This window comes from Leifsonia poae (genome assembly GCF_020009625.1).
In the GTDB taxonomy this organism is placed as follows: domain Bacteria; phylum Actinomycetota; class Actinomycetes; order Actinomycetales; family Microbacteriaceae; genus Leifsonia; species Leifsonia poae_A.
On record NZ_JAIHLP010000002.1, the window covers coordinates 415099 to 430090 of the forward strand.

Annotated in this window: 15 protein-coding genes and 1 tRNA gene; 14 read left to right on the forward strand and 2 right to left on the reverse strand. The window is 67.0% G+C overall.

The genetic code is table 11. The features are described from left to right. Positions 1 to 197: 197 nt before the first annotated feature. From K5L49_RS02685 to K5L49_RS02745, 14 genes are all read left to right on the forward strand, one after another. On the forward strand, positions 198 to 671 hold the full coding sequence (locus K5L49_RS02685; protein ID WP_223690480.1) for a peroxiredoxin: 474 nt from the start codon (positions 198 to 200) through the stop codon (positions 669 to 671). Between the two features lie 70 nt (positions 672 to 741). Then, the gene (locus K5L49_RS02690; RefSeq protein ID WP_223690481.1) at positions 742 to 1773 is read left to right on the forward strand and encodes a hypothetical protein; all 1032 of its coding nucleotides are present in this window, start codon (positions 742 to 744) and stop codon (positions 1771 to 1773) included. Then, a complete protein-coding gene (locus tag K5L49_RS02695) occupies positions 1770 to 3347 on the forward strand; it encodes a CoF synthetase (protein WP_223690482.1) in 1578 nt (525 codons plus the stop codon). Before K5L49_RS02690 ends, K5L49_RS02695 begins: the two co-directional genes overlap by 4 nt. Before the next feature lie 27 nt (positions 3348 to 3374). Beyond that, positions 3375 to 3447 (forward strand) — tRNA-Val (locus K5L49_RS02700). Between the two features lie 342 nt (positions 3448 to 3789). Further along, positions 3790 to 4533, forward strand: coding sequence for an IclR family transcriptional regulator (locus K5L49_RS02705; RefSeq protein WP_223690483.1), 744 nt, complete (start codon positions 3790 to 3792; stop codon positions 4531 to 4533). 374 nt (positions 4534 to 4907) lie between these two features. Next, positions 4908 to 6113: an adenosylhomocysteinase gene (locus tag K5L49_RS02710; RefSeq protein ID WP_223690484.1), complete on the forward strand. Its 1206-nt coding sequence runs from the start codon at positions 4908 to 4910 to the stop codon at positions 6111 to 6113. A gap of 49 nt (positions 6114 to 6162) precedes the next feature. Next, positions 6163 to 7257 (forward strand): zinc-ribbon domain-containing protein, encoded by a 1095-nt coding sequence (locus tag K5L49_RS02715; protein WP_223690485.1) that lies wholly within the window; start codon positions 6163 to 6165, stop codon positions 7255 to 7257. 67 nt (positions 7258 to 7324) lie between these two features. Next, positions 7325 to 7744 (forward strand): VOC family protein, encoded by a 420-nt coding sequence (locus K5L49_RS02720; RefSeq protein WP_223690486.1) that lies wholly within the window; start codon positions 7325 to 7327, stop codon positions 7742 to 7744. Between the two features lie 46 nt (positions 7745 to 7790). Next, positions 7791 to 8300, forward strand: a complete 510-nt coding sequence (locus K5L49_RS02725) for a universal stress protein (protein WP_223690487.1) — start codon at positions 7791 to 7793, stop codon at positions 8298 to 8300. Between the two features lie 142 nt (positions 8301 to 8442). Further along, positions 8443 to 8862 carry a YciI family protein gene (locus tag K5L49_RS02730; RefSeq protein ID WP_223690488.1) on the forward strand — a complete coding sequence of 140 codons (420 nt, stop codon included), beginning with the start codon at positions 8443 to 8445 and terminating at the stop codon, positions 8860 to 8862. Continuing rightward, positions 8859 to 10115 carry an RNA polymerase sigma factor gene (locus K5L49_RS02735; RefSeq protein WP_223690489.1) on the forward strand — a complete coding sequence of 419 codons (1257 nt, stop codon included), beginning with the start codon at positions 8859 to 8861 and terminating at the stop codon, positions 10113 to 10115. Before K5L49_RS02730 ends, K5L49_RS02735 begins: the two co-directional genes overlap by 4 nt. Positions 10116 to 10213: 98 nt before the next feature. Next, the gene (locus K5L49_RS20365) at positions 10214 to 10429 is read left to right on the forward strand and encodes a hypothetical protein (protein ID WP_308116581.1); all 216 of its coding nucleotides are present in this window, start codon (positions 10214 to 10216) and stop codon (positions 10427 to 10429) included. Further along, the gene (gene helR / locus K5L49_RS02740) at positions 10417 to 12330 is read left to right on the forward strand and encodes an RNA polymerase recycling motor ATPase HelR (protein ID WP_308116573.1); all 1914 of its coding nucleotides are present in this window, start codon (positions 10417 to 10419) and stop codon (positions 12328 to 12330) included. The genes K5L49_RS20365 and helR overlap by 13 nt, the downstream gene beginning before the upstream one ends. Before the next feature lie 141 nt (positions 12331 to 12471). Then, entirely contained in the window at positions 12472 to 13023 is a 552-nt protein-coding gene (locus K5L49_RS02745; protein WP_223690490.1) for a dihydrofolate reductase family protein, read from the forward strand. A 25-nt stretch (positions 13024 to 13048) separates the two neighbouring features. Here K5L49_RS02745 and K5L49_RS02750 read toward each other — a convergent pair whose 3' ends face one another. Both K5L49_RS02750 and K5L49_RS02755 read right to left on the reverse strand, forming a co-directional pair. Further along, positions 13049 to 13816, reverse strand: a complete 768-nt coding sequence (locus K5L49_RS02750) for an ABC transporter permease (protein ID WP_223690491.1) — start codon at positions 13814 to 13816, stop codon at positions 13049 to 13051. Next, entirely contained in the window at positions 13809 to 14597 is a 789-nt protein-coding gene (locus tag K5L49_RS02755; protein ID WP_223690492.1) for an ABC transporter ATP-binding protein, read from the reverse strand. The genes K5L49_RS02750 and K5L49_RS02755 overlap by 8 nt, the downstream gene beginning before the upstream one ends. Positions 14598 to 14992 lie beyond the last annotated feature (395 nt).

Consider the following 14992-nt stretch of genomic DNA (forward strand, 5'->3'; position numbering starts at 1 on the left):
CAGATCGTGAGAGGTGCGATTCACTGTCGGGTCACGACAAGGGCGAAGGCACCATCCGCAAGCCTAGCCTCACTCCGGGCGGGGTGAAGACCGTCCGGCTGACGGCGCCCTTTGGTAGGCCAGGCAAGCGGGTCTATGCTGTGTGCTCGTGCGTCGGTGCGGAACTCGCATCCCGCGCGCTGAAAGGATCCGACCCCATGGCTCTGGAGAACGACACCCAGGCACCCGATTTCGAGTTGCTCTCCCAGTTCGGCGAAACCGTCCGGCTGAGTGACTTCCGCGGCAGACGCGCCGTCGCCCTCGTCTTCTTCCCGCTGGCGTTCTCGGGAACCTGCACGGGGGAGCTGTGCGCCCTGCGCGACAACCTCGCCCTCTTCAAAGACCACTCGGTCGAACTCATCGGCATCTCGGTGGACTCCAAGTTCACGCTGCGTGCCTGGGCGGAGCAGGAGGGCTACGACTTCACGCTGCTCGCCGACTTCTGGCCGCACGGCGAGATCGCCAAAGAGTACGGCGTGTTCCTTCCCGAGAAGGGGTTCGCGAACCGCGCGACATTCGTGATCGACGAATCCGGGATCATCCGAGCCTCCTTCATCACCGCGCCGGGCGAGGCACGATCGCTTGAGGCTTACCGCGCCGCACTGGAGCTGCTTCCGGCCCACGTCGGCTGATCGCCGTCGACATCATCACCGTGCTGTCACGGACGCGGAGGCCTACGCGCGTTCGCTAGCGTGACTGCCCATGGGAGACCCGAACAATCCATGGGCGGCCATCGTCGACGATGCCCGCCAGTATCCATCGCCGCACAACTCTCAGCCGATCAAGCTGCGACCGCTCGACGAGGCGACCGCGGAGATCTTTTACGACCTCGACCTCGGACTTCCGGCCGAGTCGTTCGGGATCCCCTTCGGCCACGTCTGCGCGGGCGTGTTCCTGGAGGGGCTGCACACGGTGGCCGCCGGCCACGGTTTCGACGTGTCGGAGGTGCTCGAACACAGTGAGATGGACTTCTCGAGCGCCGATCGACTGCATCCCCTCGGCACGGTCTCGCTGATCCGCCGGCCCGTGACCCCGGAGGATCGCTCGCGCCTCGCCGTGTTCCTCCGCCGGCAGACCTCCCGTCGCCCCTACGACGCCACGCTGGTGCCGGATGCGGTGATCGAGTCCGCCGCGACGGTGGCGTCGGCCGGCCACAACACCTTCAGGACGACCGCCGATGCCGCGACGGTGCGCGAACTGGTTCGTATCAACCAGTCGACCCTGTTCTCCGACCTGCAGAACGACGCCGTCTACGGCGAGATCATGACCTGGCTGCGGTTCAGCCGGCAGGAGGCACGCGTGCGAGGGGACGGGCTCAGCGCCGAGGCGATGCTCCTGCCGGGCGCGGTCCTCCGGTTCGCCATGAGCCATCGAGAGCTCTGGCGGGCGCCGGTCATCGGCGGCCTCATCCGGGCGACGTACCTCAACACCATGCGCGGCGTGCGACAACTCGGCTGGCTGGAGGGCCCCTTCTCCGGCCCAGCCGACTACATCGAGGCCGGCCGCACCTTCCTGCGGCTCTGGCTCCGGCTGACCCGGGACGGCGTCTCATTGCATCCGTTCGGAACGGTGATCACGAACCCCTCATCGCATAGCGCGTTCGTGTCAGCAGTCGACGCCGACGAGAGCGACGGTCGGATGGCCTGGATGCTCTTCCGCTTCGGTCACAGCAGCCGCCCTCCTGTCGCCCACCGTCGCCCCGCCGCCGCGATGCTGATGGGGGCAGCGTCATGAAGAAGGCATTGATCTTCGGGTTCGTCTGGGCGCAGGACGGCTTCGTGCGTCTCTTCACCCACAGCGTCCACACCCACAAGGTGCTGCTCGGGCCGGGCATCGAACCGTTCCGCTGGCTACTCGGACGGTGGCGTGCGTGGCGCACGTTCGAGTTGGCTGCACGCCGCGTACCGGCCTATCGAGCCTTCCTGGCCGAACGGGGCGCTCTCGCGAAACTCTCGTTCCGGGGCCGGCTCGCGGAAGCGTTCGCGACGATTCCGGAGATGGACAAAGACAGCTACATCAAACGGTGGTCCATCCCCGAGCGCAGCCTGGGAGGTACGCTGCCCCGGCACGGGGTCGTCGTCGACGAGTCGTCGGGCAGTTCCGGAACGCCGACCAGCTGGGTGCGGGGAAAGGACGAGCGGCTGGCCACGCGGCAGCTGCTGCAGGTGGGGTTCGCGCGCACCGCGAACTCGCTGCGCAAACAGCCCTTCGTGCTCAACGCCTTCTCGCTCGGCGCCTGGGCCACCGGCATGAACGTCAGCACCTCGCTCACCGAGGTGACGATGATGAAATCGATCGGACCGGATCGCAACAAGATCATCGCGACGATGAAGGAGTTCGGCACCGGCTTCACCTACATCATTCTGAGCTACCCGCCCTTCTTGAAAGCCCTGTTCGAAGACGACCGCATCGACTGGTCGGAGTACGACATCGTGGCGGCGTTCGGAGGCGAAGGCATCAGCGAGAACATGCGCGGACACATCCTCCGCTATGCGCACAGTGCATTCGGCTCCTACGGCGCGAGCGACCTGGAGATCAACGTGGCCATCGAGACCGATTACACGGTCGAGCTGCGCCGCGCGATCGCATCCGACCGCCGACTGGCGGCGAGGATCACCCGCCAGGAGGAGTACGGCGTGCTCCCGATGGTGTTCCAGTTCAACCCGTACGACTACCTCATCGAGACCAATAGCGCGGGTGAACTCGTGGTCACCATCGTGCGCAAGCAGAACATCAACCCGCGCATCCGCTACAACATCCACGACCGCGGTCATGTCATGCGGTTGCGCGAGGTCACCCCGATCCTGCGCGAGCTCGGGCACCAGAACGTGATCGGCCAACAGTTTCTCGACCTCCCGCTGCTGTTCCACTACGGGCGAAGCGATCTCTCGGTCGACTACAACGGCGCTGTGGTGGCACCGGACGCGCTCCGCGACGTCATCTACGGCGACCCCGACCTGCTCGAGGCCGTCGAGAACCACCGGCTGATCAGCTACGAGGATGACAATGGCCACCGTCAGCTGCATATCGCGCTGCAACTGACCGAGGCCGCCACCGCGCGGGAGGCACTCGACCACCAGAGGTACCGCGAGCATGTCGTCCGCGAACTGAGACGGATGAACGGCGACTTCCACAACGCGATCCTCACCGCACCGGACGGAACCCTGCCCACCATCGCCTTCTACGGGTTCCGGGCCGGCCCGTTCGAGGGCGACGGAGCAAAACTGAAGAACGAGTATGTCTGGCATCTGCCCGCCGGAGGACTCGCGAACTGGAATGTCGACCTCAGCCACGTCACAGCCCGATAAGCTGGAACACGTCGCTTTCGCGACGAAGGGCCTTTAGCTCAGCTGGTAGAGCGCCACGTTTACACCGTGGATGTCGTCGGTTCGATCCCGGCAGGGCCCACTGAGTTCAGCGATCCCCGACAAGACGGCGTCGAAGGAATCACCTGGTCAGGGTCAGTTTCGGCTTGGCGCGTCATGATGATCGTTGCGAACGGCTTGACCGACAGTGTCACGTCGGAGTGAGTCCCCCCGAAAAGAGATCCAGCCCGCACGAGAAGACCTGGGCGGGCTGAACGATTGTGTCTGTTCTAGCAGGAGCCGCGGCGAATCGATGCGGAGGCAGACATCACGGCTGCCGCCCCGTCAGGCTGCCGAGGCTTGCGTATGCGTCGGGATCCTTGGCGATCTGAAGTACAGCTATCTCACGCCACTGCTCGCGCGATACGGCGATAGGGTGAGCAGCATGTCTCCGGAGTACACCGCGCCCGCTCTGGACAAGTCGCTCGACATCCTCGAGCTGCTGGCGGAGCAGAGCGCACCCCTGTCGCAGACAACGATCGCCGGGCTGCTCGGGCGGTCGGTGGGGGAGATCTTCAGGCTGCTGCAGACCCTGGAGCGGCGCGGCTACGTGCTGCGCGACGAAGCCTCCGGTCTCTATTCGCTCACCATGAGGCTCTTCGATCTGGCGCACCGGCAACCGCCGCTCCGTGCGCTGCTCCAGGCGGCAGAGGATCCGATGAACCGGCTGGCCGACTCTGTGCGGCAGTCCTGCAACCTCGCCGTGCTGGATGGCGGGCGGCTACGGGTCGTGCTGCAAGTGGAGAGCCCAGCCGAATTCGGTTTCCATGTGCGCGTCGGAGCTGCCTTCCCGGTCGGATCGACGGCGACGGGCGCAGTACTCGCAGCGTTCGCGTCCGAGCGCATGCGGGACGATCTGCTCAGCGCGGAGACGATCCCTTCGTCGCGTGACGAGCTGGCGCAACGGATGAAGTTGGCCGTCGATCAGGGGCACCTCGAGATCGCCGACCAGCGGCAACCGGGAATCGTCGACCTGGCGCTTCCCGTGCGATCGGGCGAGGGGAGAGCCGTCGCTGCGCTCACGGTGCCCTACGTTGCGACGTCGTTCAGTGAACTCGATCCGCAGGCGGTGCTGGTGCAGGCGGAGGCGGCGGCCTCTCTCATCACCTCCCGTCTCGGCGCACTCTAGGTGTTGCTGGCCGGAACGTTGTTGACGACCGTGTGTCCTCGCGCCTGATGAGGCCTGCGATGGCGGTGCCGGCGCGGAGCAGTGCGACTGAGCGGGTTGCGATTGTTCGGAGTCGTTCCTGGAGGGCGTGACGGGGTCGACGGCGACGGCGAGCTGTTGATTTCTGCACGACGGATGTCTTTCGCCCGCACCCCTCTATGACGCGCACCTCGCTGACAAGCGTCGCGCCGAATGCCGAATGCCGAAGCGACGCAGATGCGGACGGCGTCCACAACCTCCCGGCTTCACACATCGGTGTCCCCTCTCACCCGAAAGGCGCATTCGTGTGTGAAACTAGGTTTTATACATGAAATGAGTTCCACCGAGGGAGAGTAATGAACGACGTCATGAAGGCACCGGGGGTACGGGCGGGCTTGGCGGAGGCCGGCGAGCAGAGACTCGGCTGGATCCGTTCGAGGATGCGCTCCCTCGCGGCCATCCGCACGGAGTTCGCCGAGAGCCGGCCGTTCGACGGTCTCACGATCGGTGTCGCCCTCCACTCCGAGCCGAAGACGGCGGTGCTATTGGAGACACTCGCTGCCGGGGGAGCGCATGTCGTCGGCACGGGCAACCACGGCTCCACTCAGGACGATATCGTCGCCGCCCTTGAACGCAACGGGATCGAGCTGTTCGGGCACCGCGATGAGACCCTGGACGAGCACCGCCGCAACCTGGAGCGGACGATCGATCGGAAGCCCGACATCCTGCTCGACAACGGCGCCGATCTGGCGGCGATCGTGGCAGACCGCGGCCTTGCCGACACGATCGTCGGCGGTACGGAGGAGACGACCTCCGGCGGCTTCCGCCTGCGCGAGGAGTACGCCGGACGCATCCCGTTCCCGGTGATCGTGATCAATGACAGCCCGTTGAAGGCTATCGCCGAGAACCGGCATGCCGTCGGGCAGAGCGCGGTCGAGAGCTTCATGCGCATCACCAACCTGCAGGTGCCGGGTCGCCGTTTCGCGGTGGCGGGCTATGGCTGGTGCGGACGCGGTGTCGCCCAGTACCTCCGCGCTCTCGGCGGCAAGGTCGCCGTCGTCGAGGTGGATGAACTCAAGGCTTTCGAGGCGGCCTTCGACGGTTATCGCGTCGGCTCCCTCGGCGAGCTCGCCGGGTGGGCGGATGTGGTGATCACGGCGACCGGGCGACCGGGCGTCGTGACCGAGAAGGTCTTCGATCTGTTCGAAGACGGCGTCGTGCTGGCCAATATCGGTCACTTCCCCTGGGAGATCGACGTTCCCGCCCTGCGGAGTCACGCTGTGCGCTCCACCACCGTGGCCACAGCTATCGAAGAGCTGGAGCTGCCCTCGGGCCGGAGGGTCGTCCTCCTCGCCGACGGCCGGATGTACAACCTTGCCGGGACAGCGCCGAAGGGGAACTCGATCGAGTCGATGGACCTCGGTTTCACCCTGCAAGCCCGTTCCCTCGAGCGTGTCGCGACGGGGACGGATTCTCTTGTCGCCGGACCGCAGCGCGTGCCCGACGACATCGAACGCGCCGTCGCCCGCCAGACACTGGCGCTGCTGAACAGCGCCGACTGAGAGCGGTGACGGTGGCTCCGGCTAGCCTGTGGCCGGTGCGGACGTCCTCGTGTCCGCGGACGGGAGCGTGTTCGTGCCGGAGAGCGTCGAGGCGTGGTGGGCGCGACGACGCTGGTCCAAAGACGTCGATGTGCCGTACCCGATCGGACGCTACCGCGACGACTGGCAGCGGTTCCCCGTACTGGTCAGGCAGTACCACCCCGACCTGAACCACGGACTCATGCTCAGCCAGGTGCCTCCGGCCGCCGACGTCTACCTGGTGTGGGAGTGCGCGACAGGCCATCGGTTCGTGGCGACACCGACCGAGCAGCGAGCCCGCCCCGGCGGCTCACGCCGACGCTCGACGTGGTGCCCGGAGTGCGCCGAGCTCGCCCGGCCGAGGCGCGCGCCGGTGCCGGCCCCGACTCCGGTCGAGCGGTTCGGCTGCGGCCATCCGCGGGACCCTCGTCGTCTCGACGACGATCCCGGTGACGACCGTTGCGCCCTCTGCCGCCGCCTGGACTCGTCCAGGATCACCCGTGACGAGCTGATCGCGCTGGCCACGCCGCAGTCGCGCGAGGCGGTCGCGGGGGAGAACGGCAGCGCACGACGTCACAGCTGGCAGTGCGCCGAGGCGCATCCCTCGTTTCAGGCAACCGTCGAGCGCATCCTCAGCGGCGTCCGCTGCCCCACCTGCCACCACGCGGCCGCGGGGGCCGCCGCCGTCGCGCCCGGAGATGCGTTCGTCAGCGGGTGGGCGCCGAAACCGTCGTCGGCCGCCGAATCCGAGTTGCGTCAGCGTCTGGGGAAGAGGCTTGAGGTGACTCTGAGCGATAACGCCGTGCGGGTGTCGCGACCGTTCTTCACCCACCTCGAGGTGTGGCCGGACGTCATCGTTCCCGAACTCCGCGTCGCCATCGAATACGACACGATGGGGCGGGATGGGCTGGAACACACCGGCAGGCGCGAGGCCGTCGATCGGCGCAAAGACAGGCTGCTCCGCGCTGTCGGATGGGAGGTCGTCCGCATCCGTTGCGGACGACTCGTCCCGATCGGCCCGTTCGACATCGTCGCCTCCGGTGTCACGGACAAGCTTCTCGCCGAGCTCGTGGAGCGGTTGGAAGAGATCCGGGGTGCGTTGATCGTCGGCGCGTACCGACGCTGAAATCTGCACTCGTGCATCCGGTAGCGCCCCGCTACTCTGAGATCGAATCCACCCTGAGGAGAAGATCATGGCGACGCTGCTCAACCCGTATCTCAACTTCCGTGCGCGCACCCGGGAAGTGATGACTTTCTACCAGACGGTCTTCGGCGGCACGCTCGACATCAGCACATTCGCCGATCTCGGCATGAACGACGACCCGGCGATCGCCGACAACGTGATGCATTCCGTGCTCACGACCGACACCGGCTTCACCATCATGGCCGCCGACGTGCCCGACCACATGGAGCTCGCCGCGGGCAGCTCGATCTCCCTCTCGCTGAGCGGAGACGACGAGCCTCGGCTCAGCGGATACTTCCACGCCCTGATGGAAGACGGCACGGTCGTCGAACCGCTGTCGAAGGCGCCGTGGGGCGACAGCTTCGGGATGGGCCTCGACCGTTTCGGCGTCTCCTGGCTGGTGAACATCTCGGGAGCGCAGCCCGCCTGAGCCGGGCTCTCTTGCCAGCAGTGAACCCGGCGACGGACAATGAGGAATGGATGTTCCGCTCCGCGCCGGACCTGTCCTCGTCGGCGTCTACCCCGGCCAAGACACGGCCGTCGTGCGCGAAGCGGCTCACCTCGCGGGGAGCCTCGGCACGCCCCTGCTCTGTGCCTTCGTAGCCCTCGACAGCTACCTCACGGAGTGGGAGCGGAGCGAATTGCGTGACGCCGCATCCCTGCACCCCACAGACATCGACGCCGACGACGATCGCGTTGCCCTCGATCTGGCGGGCGCGATCGTCCAAACACTGCAGGGAGCGACACTCGCCGAAGGCTGGTCGTTGCGACTCCTCGCCGGCGACCCGGCTCACGCGCTCGCCCGCGTGGCGGCCGAAGCGGATGCGCGGCTCATCGTCGTCGGAACGCACGGGAGGGGTGCTGGGCACGCTCTGGAGGCCTGGCTCTCCGGATCGGTGGCGATGTCATTGAGCCGCGACCAGCTCAGGCCGGTCGTCGTCGTGCCGGTCGGCCGTGCGGAGCGAAGCAGCGCCACGCTCGGCTGACGAACAGTCGAATGGGTGCGTCAGGCACGATGCCCGCCCACATCGGCACGAAAACTCTTTTCGCGCGATGTCGATCTGCGCTTCCGCCGCACGACCTGAAGATGAGAGGGTCGAACAGCACCCTCCAGATAAGGAGCACACCATGTCCAAGTACATGCTGATCATGCGGTCGACCGACGAGGCGTTCGCGAAGTTCGCGAGCCTCGACTTCGCCGAGATCATCAACGCGATGGGCCGGTTCAACGACGAACTCGTCCGCGCCGGCGTTCTGCTGGCGGCCGAAGGTCTCGAAGACCCCGGCGAGACGGTCGTCGTCGATTTCACCGGAGAGGCGCCCGTCGTCACCGACGGCCCCTACGGGGAGACGAAGGAGCTGTTCAACGGCTATTACATCCTCGATGTGGCCTCGAAGCAGGAGGCGGTCGAATGGGCGAAGCGGATGCCGTACTCCGAGGGCTCAAAGGTCGAGATCCGGCGGGTCCCGTCCATCGACGAGTTCCCGCAGGACAACGAGTGGATCCAGAAGGAGCGCGCCTGGCGCGAGGAGACCGGGCAGCTTTGAGCGAGGCGCGGCGCGTCGTCGATGCCCTCTGGCGGATCGAATCCGCCCGCATCGTCGGCGCGCTCGCCCGCTACACCCGTGACTTCGCACTCGCGGAGGATGTCGCGCAGGAGGCGCTGGCCGAAGCGCTCGTCAGCTGGGAGACCGCGGGCATCCCCGACGATCCGAGCGCTTGGTTGCTGGCGGTCGGTCGGCGGCGAGCGATCGACTCGTTCCGGCGCCGTGCAGGGCGTGACGAGCGCTATGCGCTTCTCGCGCGAGATCTGGACAGCTCGACACCCGGTGCCGACGCCTTGTTCGATCCGGACGCGATCGACGACGATGTGCTGCGCCTGATTTTCACCGCCTGCCATCCGCTGCTCTCGAGAGAGGCGCGCATCGCACTCACTCTGCGGGTGGTGGGCGGATTGACGAGCGAGGAGATCGCCCGGGCGTTCCTCGTGCCGGTCGCCACCGTGCAGGCGCGCATCACCCGCGCCAAGAAGGCCTTGGCCGCCGCGGCCGTGCCGTTCGTGGTGCCCGGGCCCGCTGAGCGTGCCGAGCGTCTCGGCTCCGTCCTGAGTGTTATCTACCTCATCTTCAGCGAGGGATCGTCGGCCTCCAGCGGTGACGAGTGGATGCGGAACGAGCTGGCGCAGGAGGCCCGCCGGCTGGCCCGCATCCTCGTGCAACTCGTGCCCGACCCTGAGGTGTTCGGCCTCCTCGCGTTGCTGGAGCTGACGGCCGCCCGATTCCCGGCCCGCGTGGATGCACGCGGACGGCCGGTGCTGCTCGACGATCAGGATCGGCAGCGCTGGGATCGCTCGGCGATCCAGCGGGGCCGCGCAGCACTGCGCCAGGCGAACGCCTCCGAGAGGGGTCTAGGTGCCTACGGCCTGCAGGCGTCGATCGCCGAGTGCCACGCGATGGCACCGTCAGTGGGGGAGACCGACTGGAATCGTATCGTGCTGCTGTACGACGGGTTGACGCGCATCGCGCCGTCGCCGGTGGTCGAGCTGAACCGAGCAGTCGCCGTCGCGATGGCGTCGGGGCCGGAGGCGGCGCTCCGACTGGTGGACGAACTCGTCACCCGTTCACCCCTCGGAAACGGTCACCTGCTCCCGGCCGTGCGGGCGGAACTGCTTGCGCGTCTGGACCGGCATGCAGAAGCCCGAGACGACTACCACCGCGCCGCACGTCTGTGCACGAACGCAGCGGAGCGTGGCGTTCTCGAAGAGAAGGCCGCCCGCCAAGAGGAGCTCCTGCGATCCTGATCTGCGATGCGGGAAACAACCACCCGCCCGCATTTCCACTGTACCTCGGGCATGGGGGCTTGCCACAAGACCCGGGTCGCGGCGGAGAATCGTGCATCGTGACTCCGACGACCAGCGCCTTCGCCCTTCCCGACCACCTCGCCGCCAAACTCGCACCGGCCCTGATCGCCGACGACGAGCGCCACTTCTCCGCCATCGAGACGAGCCTCGCCCGGTCGATCGCCGAGCTGACCGCACAGCGGGAGATCGAACGCGCGGCCCCGCCGATGAAGGCCAGGCGGCACTGGATCGCGACCTGGAGATTCACCGCCTGACCGCGCGGCTGCGAACCCTCCGGCGTTTCGGCCTCGATCTCTGTCTGGGTCGCATGGTGGGCGCCGACGGCGCCTCCCCCGTCTACATCGGACGTCTCGGCCTCACGGACGACGCGGGCGAGCGACTGCTGGTGGACTGGCGGTCTCCCGCAGCCGAGCCGTTCTTCGGTGCGACCCATGCGAACCCGATGGGTGTGGCGAGCCGCAGGCGTTACCGCTGGACGCGCGGCCGGATCAGCGACTACTGGGACGAAGTCTTCACGCCCGCCGGCCTGGCGAGCACGGCCGCACTCGACGACCAATCCGCGTTCATCGCCAGTCTCGGCGCGAGCCGGTCGACGCGGATGCGTGATGTCCTCACCACCATTCAGGCCGACCAGGATGCGATCATCAGAGCCGGCTCCCGCGGCGCCCTCGTCGTCGATGGTGGGCCCGGCACCGGCAAGACCGTCGTCGCGTTGCACCGCACGGCCTACCTCCTCTACTCCGACCCGCGCCTGGAGCATCGACGAGGCGGTGTGCTGTTCGTTGGACCGCATCCTGCCTATCTCGCGTATGTCGGCGACGTGCTTCCCAGCCTCGGCGAAGACAGCGTGCAGACCTGCACACTCCGCGATCTCGTGCCCGAGGGCGTCACCGCGATTGCGGAAGCCGATGCCGCTGTCGCCCGGATCAAAGCGACGATCGATGTCGTGAGGATCGTGGAGTCGGCCGTCGGATACTACGAACGCCCGCCGTCGGTCGCGATGACGGTCAGCACGCCCTGGGCGGAGATCCCCCTCAGGCCCACCGAATGGGCGGAGGCGTTCGCAGCGCCGGAGCCTGGAACGCCACACAATGATGCCCGCGACGTTGTCTGGGGGGCCTTGCTGGACATCCTCGCCGATGAGGCCGACACCGACGAGGTGCCGCCGCACCTCCTGCGTCGAACACTGGCGCAGAATGAAGAGCTGGCGGGCACCTTCGCCAGGGCGTGGCCGTTGCTCGACCCGACCGGCGTCATCGCCGACCTGTGGATGGTGCCGGCCTACCTGCGGCGCTGCGCATCCTGGCTCGCTCCGGAGCAGTTCAGCACGCTTCAGCGCGACGCCGGCGAACCGTGGACCGTTCCCGATCTGCCGTTCCTCGACGCTGCGCGCCTCCGGATCGGCGACCCCGAGGCCGCGCGACGGGCCCGCCGACGCGAGGTCGACCTCGCCTCGGCGAAAGAGCGCCGTGACAGCGTGATCGACGACCTCATCGCCTCGGATGACTCCGAGATGAGCATCATGTCGATGCTGCGGGGGCAGGACTTTCAGAACACACTCGTCGATGAAGCCGGCCTGCCGAGTGCCGACCCCGATCTGCTCGCCGGTCCGTTCGCGCACGTCGTCGTCGATGAGGCGCAGGAGCTGACCGACGCCGAATGGGGGATGCTGCTCCAGCGCTGCCCCTCGCACAGCCTCACCATTGTCGGCGATCGCGCGCAGGCTCGGCACGGGTTCACCGAGACCTGGCAGGAACGGTTGGCCAGAATCGGGCTTGAGCACATCGCGCTGGCGCCCCTGAGCATCAACTACCGCACGCCCGACGAGGTGATGGCGGAGGCTGAGCCGGTCATCCGGCGTGTGCTCCCCGATGCGAATGTGCCGATCTCCATTCGACACAGCGGCGTGCCCGTGACCTACGGCAGCACGGCAGAGCTCGACGCGATCCTGGCAGGGTGGCGTGCCGAGCACATCGACGGGATCGCCTGCGTCATCGCGATCTCGGACCCGCGCGGAACGAGCCCGCTCGACCCGCGCGTGCGCTGGGTGACCCCGGAGCTGTCGAAGGGACTCGAGTTCGACCTCGTCGTGCTCCTCGATCCCGAGACTTTCGGCGACGGAATCGAGGGGCGGTGGACCGCTACGTCGCGATGACCAGGGCGACCCAACGGCTCGTCGTTCTCACGACCTCAGGGGTCGTCTGAACACAGAACGGAGCGCGAGTTCGGCGCCGTGTCGAAAACGGCGTCTGCCGTTCGACGTCATGATGGGACCCAACAGACAAGAGGCTACCGAATGCGCACACTCATCGTGACCGAGTTCATCACCGTCGACGGAGTCATCGACTCGCCGGGCGGCGGACCGCATCCGCGGGCCGGCTGGTCGTTCAAAGAAGTGCCCTTCGTCGAGGCGGCGTACGAGCTGAAGGGACGCGAGCAGGCAGAGGCCGGAGCGATGCTCCTTGGCCGCGTCAGCTACGACGAGTTCGCACCCGTCTGGCCGAGCATGCCCGAGTTCGCGGCGTACAACGCCATGCCCAAATACATCGTCTCCAGCACGCTGACCGACCCGCAGTGGAACAACTCCTCCGTGCTGCGTTCGCTCGACGAGGTGGCGCGACTCAAAGAAGGCTACGGCGGGAACATCCTCGTGCACGGAAGCGCGCTTCTCGCCCAGGGTCTTGCAGCCGCCGGTCTCGTCGACCGATACCACCTTCTCGTGTTCCCGCTGCTGCTCGGCAGCGGAAGGAGGCTGTTCGCTGACGGCGAGACGACGAACCTCGAACTCGTCGAGCACGAGACATACTCGAACGGGGTCGTCAAGGCCGTCTACGACGTGGTCCGCTGACGACCCGAGCGGGAACGAGCGCGGGTCAGCTGCTCTCCCAGCGGAACCAGCGGATTCCGATGAAGGCGAACACGATGATGTAGCCGGCACAGGCCAGCAGCGCGTACGAGTCTTGTGCGCTCCATGCAGCCTGGTTCAGCACGTCTGAGAAGAGCGTCCTCAAGGCGCCGATCGGCGTCCATCCCGAGATCGATTTCACCAGATCGCCGAGCACGCCCGCGCTGCCAAGGATGCCGACCAGCACCAGCAGGATGAACAGGATGCGGCCGATCGCATTGATCGCGCTCACGGAGCGAACGAGGCCGACGAGCGCTTGGCCGATCGAGAGGAAGACGGCCGCCCCGAGCGCCGCGACGACGAGGGTCAGCGCGTACTGCCCGACGGTCGGCGCGAGGCCGTGCAGGATGACACCGACGATCACCACGATGAGGGAGGAGATCAGGTTTGCGGCGATCTGCACGACGAGCCGGCTCGTCATGACGGTCCAGGTCGGAGCCGGCGTCGCCCTGAGCCGCTGCAGCACGCCGACGGCCCGGTCGTGCGCGAGTGTGAGGCTGTAACCGAGAAGGCAGGAGGTGACCAGGCCGAGAGTGATGGCGAGTCCGATGAGCTCGGCAGGATCGCCGAGCCTGCCCTGGGACGTGCCCAGCGAGGTCGCCACCAGGATCACGACAGGAAGGAGCAGACTCAACACAACCGACACGCGGCTGCGGAGCAGAACAGTCAGGTCGGCGCGCAGCAGGGAAGTCAGCGCGAGGCCGACCGGGGGACGAACGGAGACCGGCTCAGTCACGGATCTCACTTCCAGTCAGACCGATGAAGACGTCTTCGAGGGTCACATCGCCGTGGGCGACCTCGACCACCCGAGGATCGGCGCGATGCTTCTCGATGAGGTCGGCCGGTGTGCCGAGGGTGAGCAGCGCGCCGTGATCGATGATCGCGACCCGGTCGCAGACGGCTTGCGCCTCCTCCATGGAGTGCGTGGTGAGCAGGATGCTGCTTCCCTCTTTCTGCAGCTGCTCGATGCGCCGCCACAGGCCACGGCGCGACTGCGGGTCAAGTCCGGCGGTGGGCTCGTCTAGCAGGAGGAGGAGCGGATCGTGGATGGTCGCGACGTAAAGGGCGACCCGCTGCTGCTGCCCCCCGGAGAGCTGCTTGAACCGCTTCCCGAGCTCCTTGTCGAGACCGATGGTGCGCATCCCGGCTCGTATCTCATCGCGCGACAGACGCACCCCGTACAACCCGCCGTAGAGCCGGGCGATCTGCTCGATGCTCAACTCGCCTTGGAAGCTGGACGACTGCAGCTGCACCCCGAGCCGAGCCTTGACCTCCAGGGGGCGCTGCCGGGCGTCGATGCCGTCCACGAGAAGTCGGCCGGACTGCGGGTGAACGAGACCTTCGACCGCGCTGAGCGTGCTCGTCTTTCCAGCTCCGTTGGGGCCGAGGAGACCGAAGATCTCCCCGCGGGCAATCTCGAAGCTCACCCCGTCGACCGCCGACTGCTGCCCGTAACTCACCCGAAGGCCTTCGACGCTCAGCGCCGACGGCCCGCTCGTTCCGGTGTCGTCGCTCATTCTTCCCAGTATGGAGCGTTTCGCGCCGGACATCCCTGCGAATCCTGCCAGCGAAGCGGTTCTCCGAAGCCTGGCACGCGGGCATGCCCGGCGAAGCCTCAGTTCAGGCGTCGACGAGCACGGGTGGCCAGGAAGATCGCGATCCCGAGATTCCCCGCCGCGGGCGCAGCGAAGGCCGCTGTACCGCCCGAAGGCACCAGGAAAGCCGAGGCGATCCGCGCTGCGCTCACCACGAGACGGGTATTGCGAATACGCGGGCGCGAGGCGCCGGAACTCGCCCCACCCTTCACCCGGATCTCCCCGAACAGGGGGCCTGTTGTGAAGCGGCTGTGAAGCTTGTGTTACGGCTCCGTTTCCGGAGGGCCTTCCGCAGCGACCGCCCACATAGTGTCGAA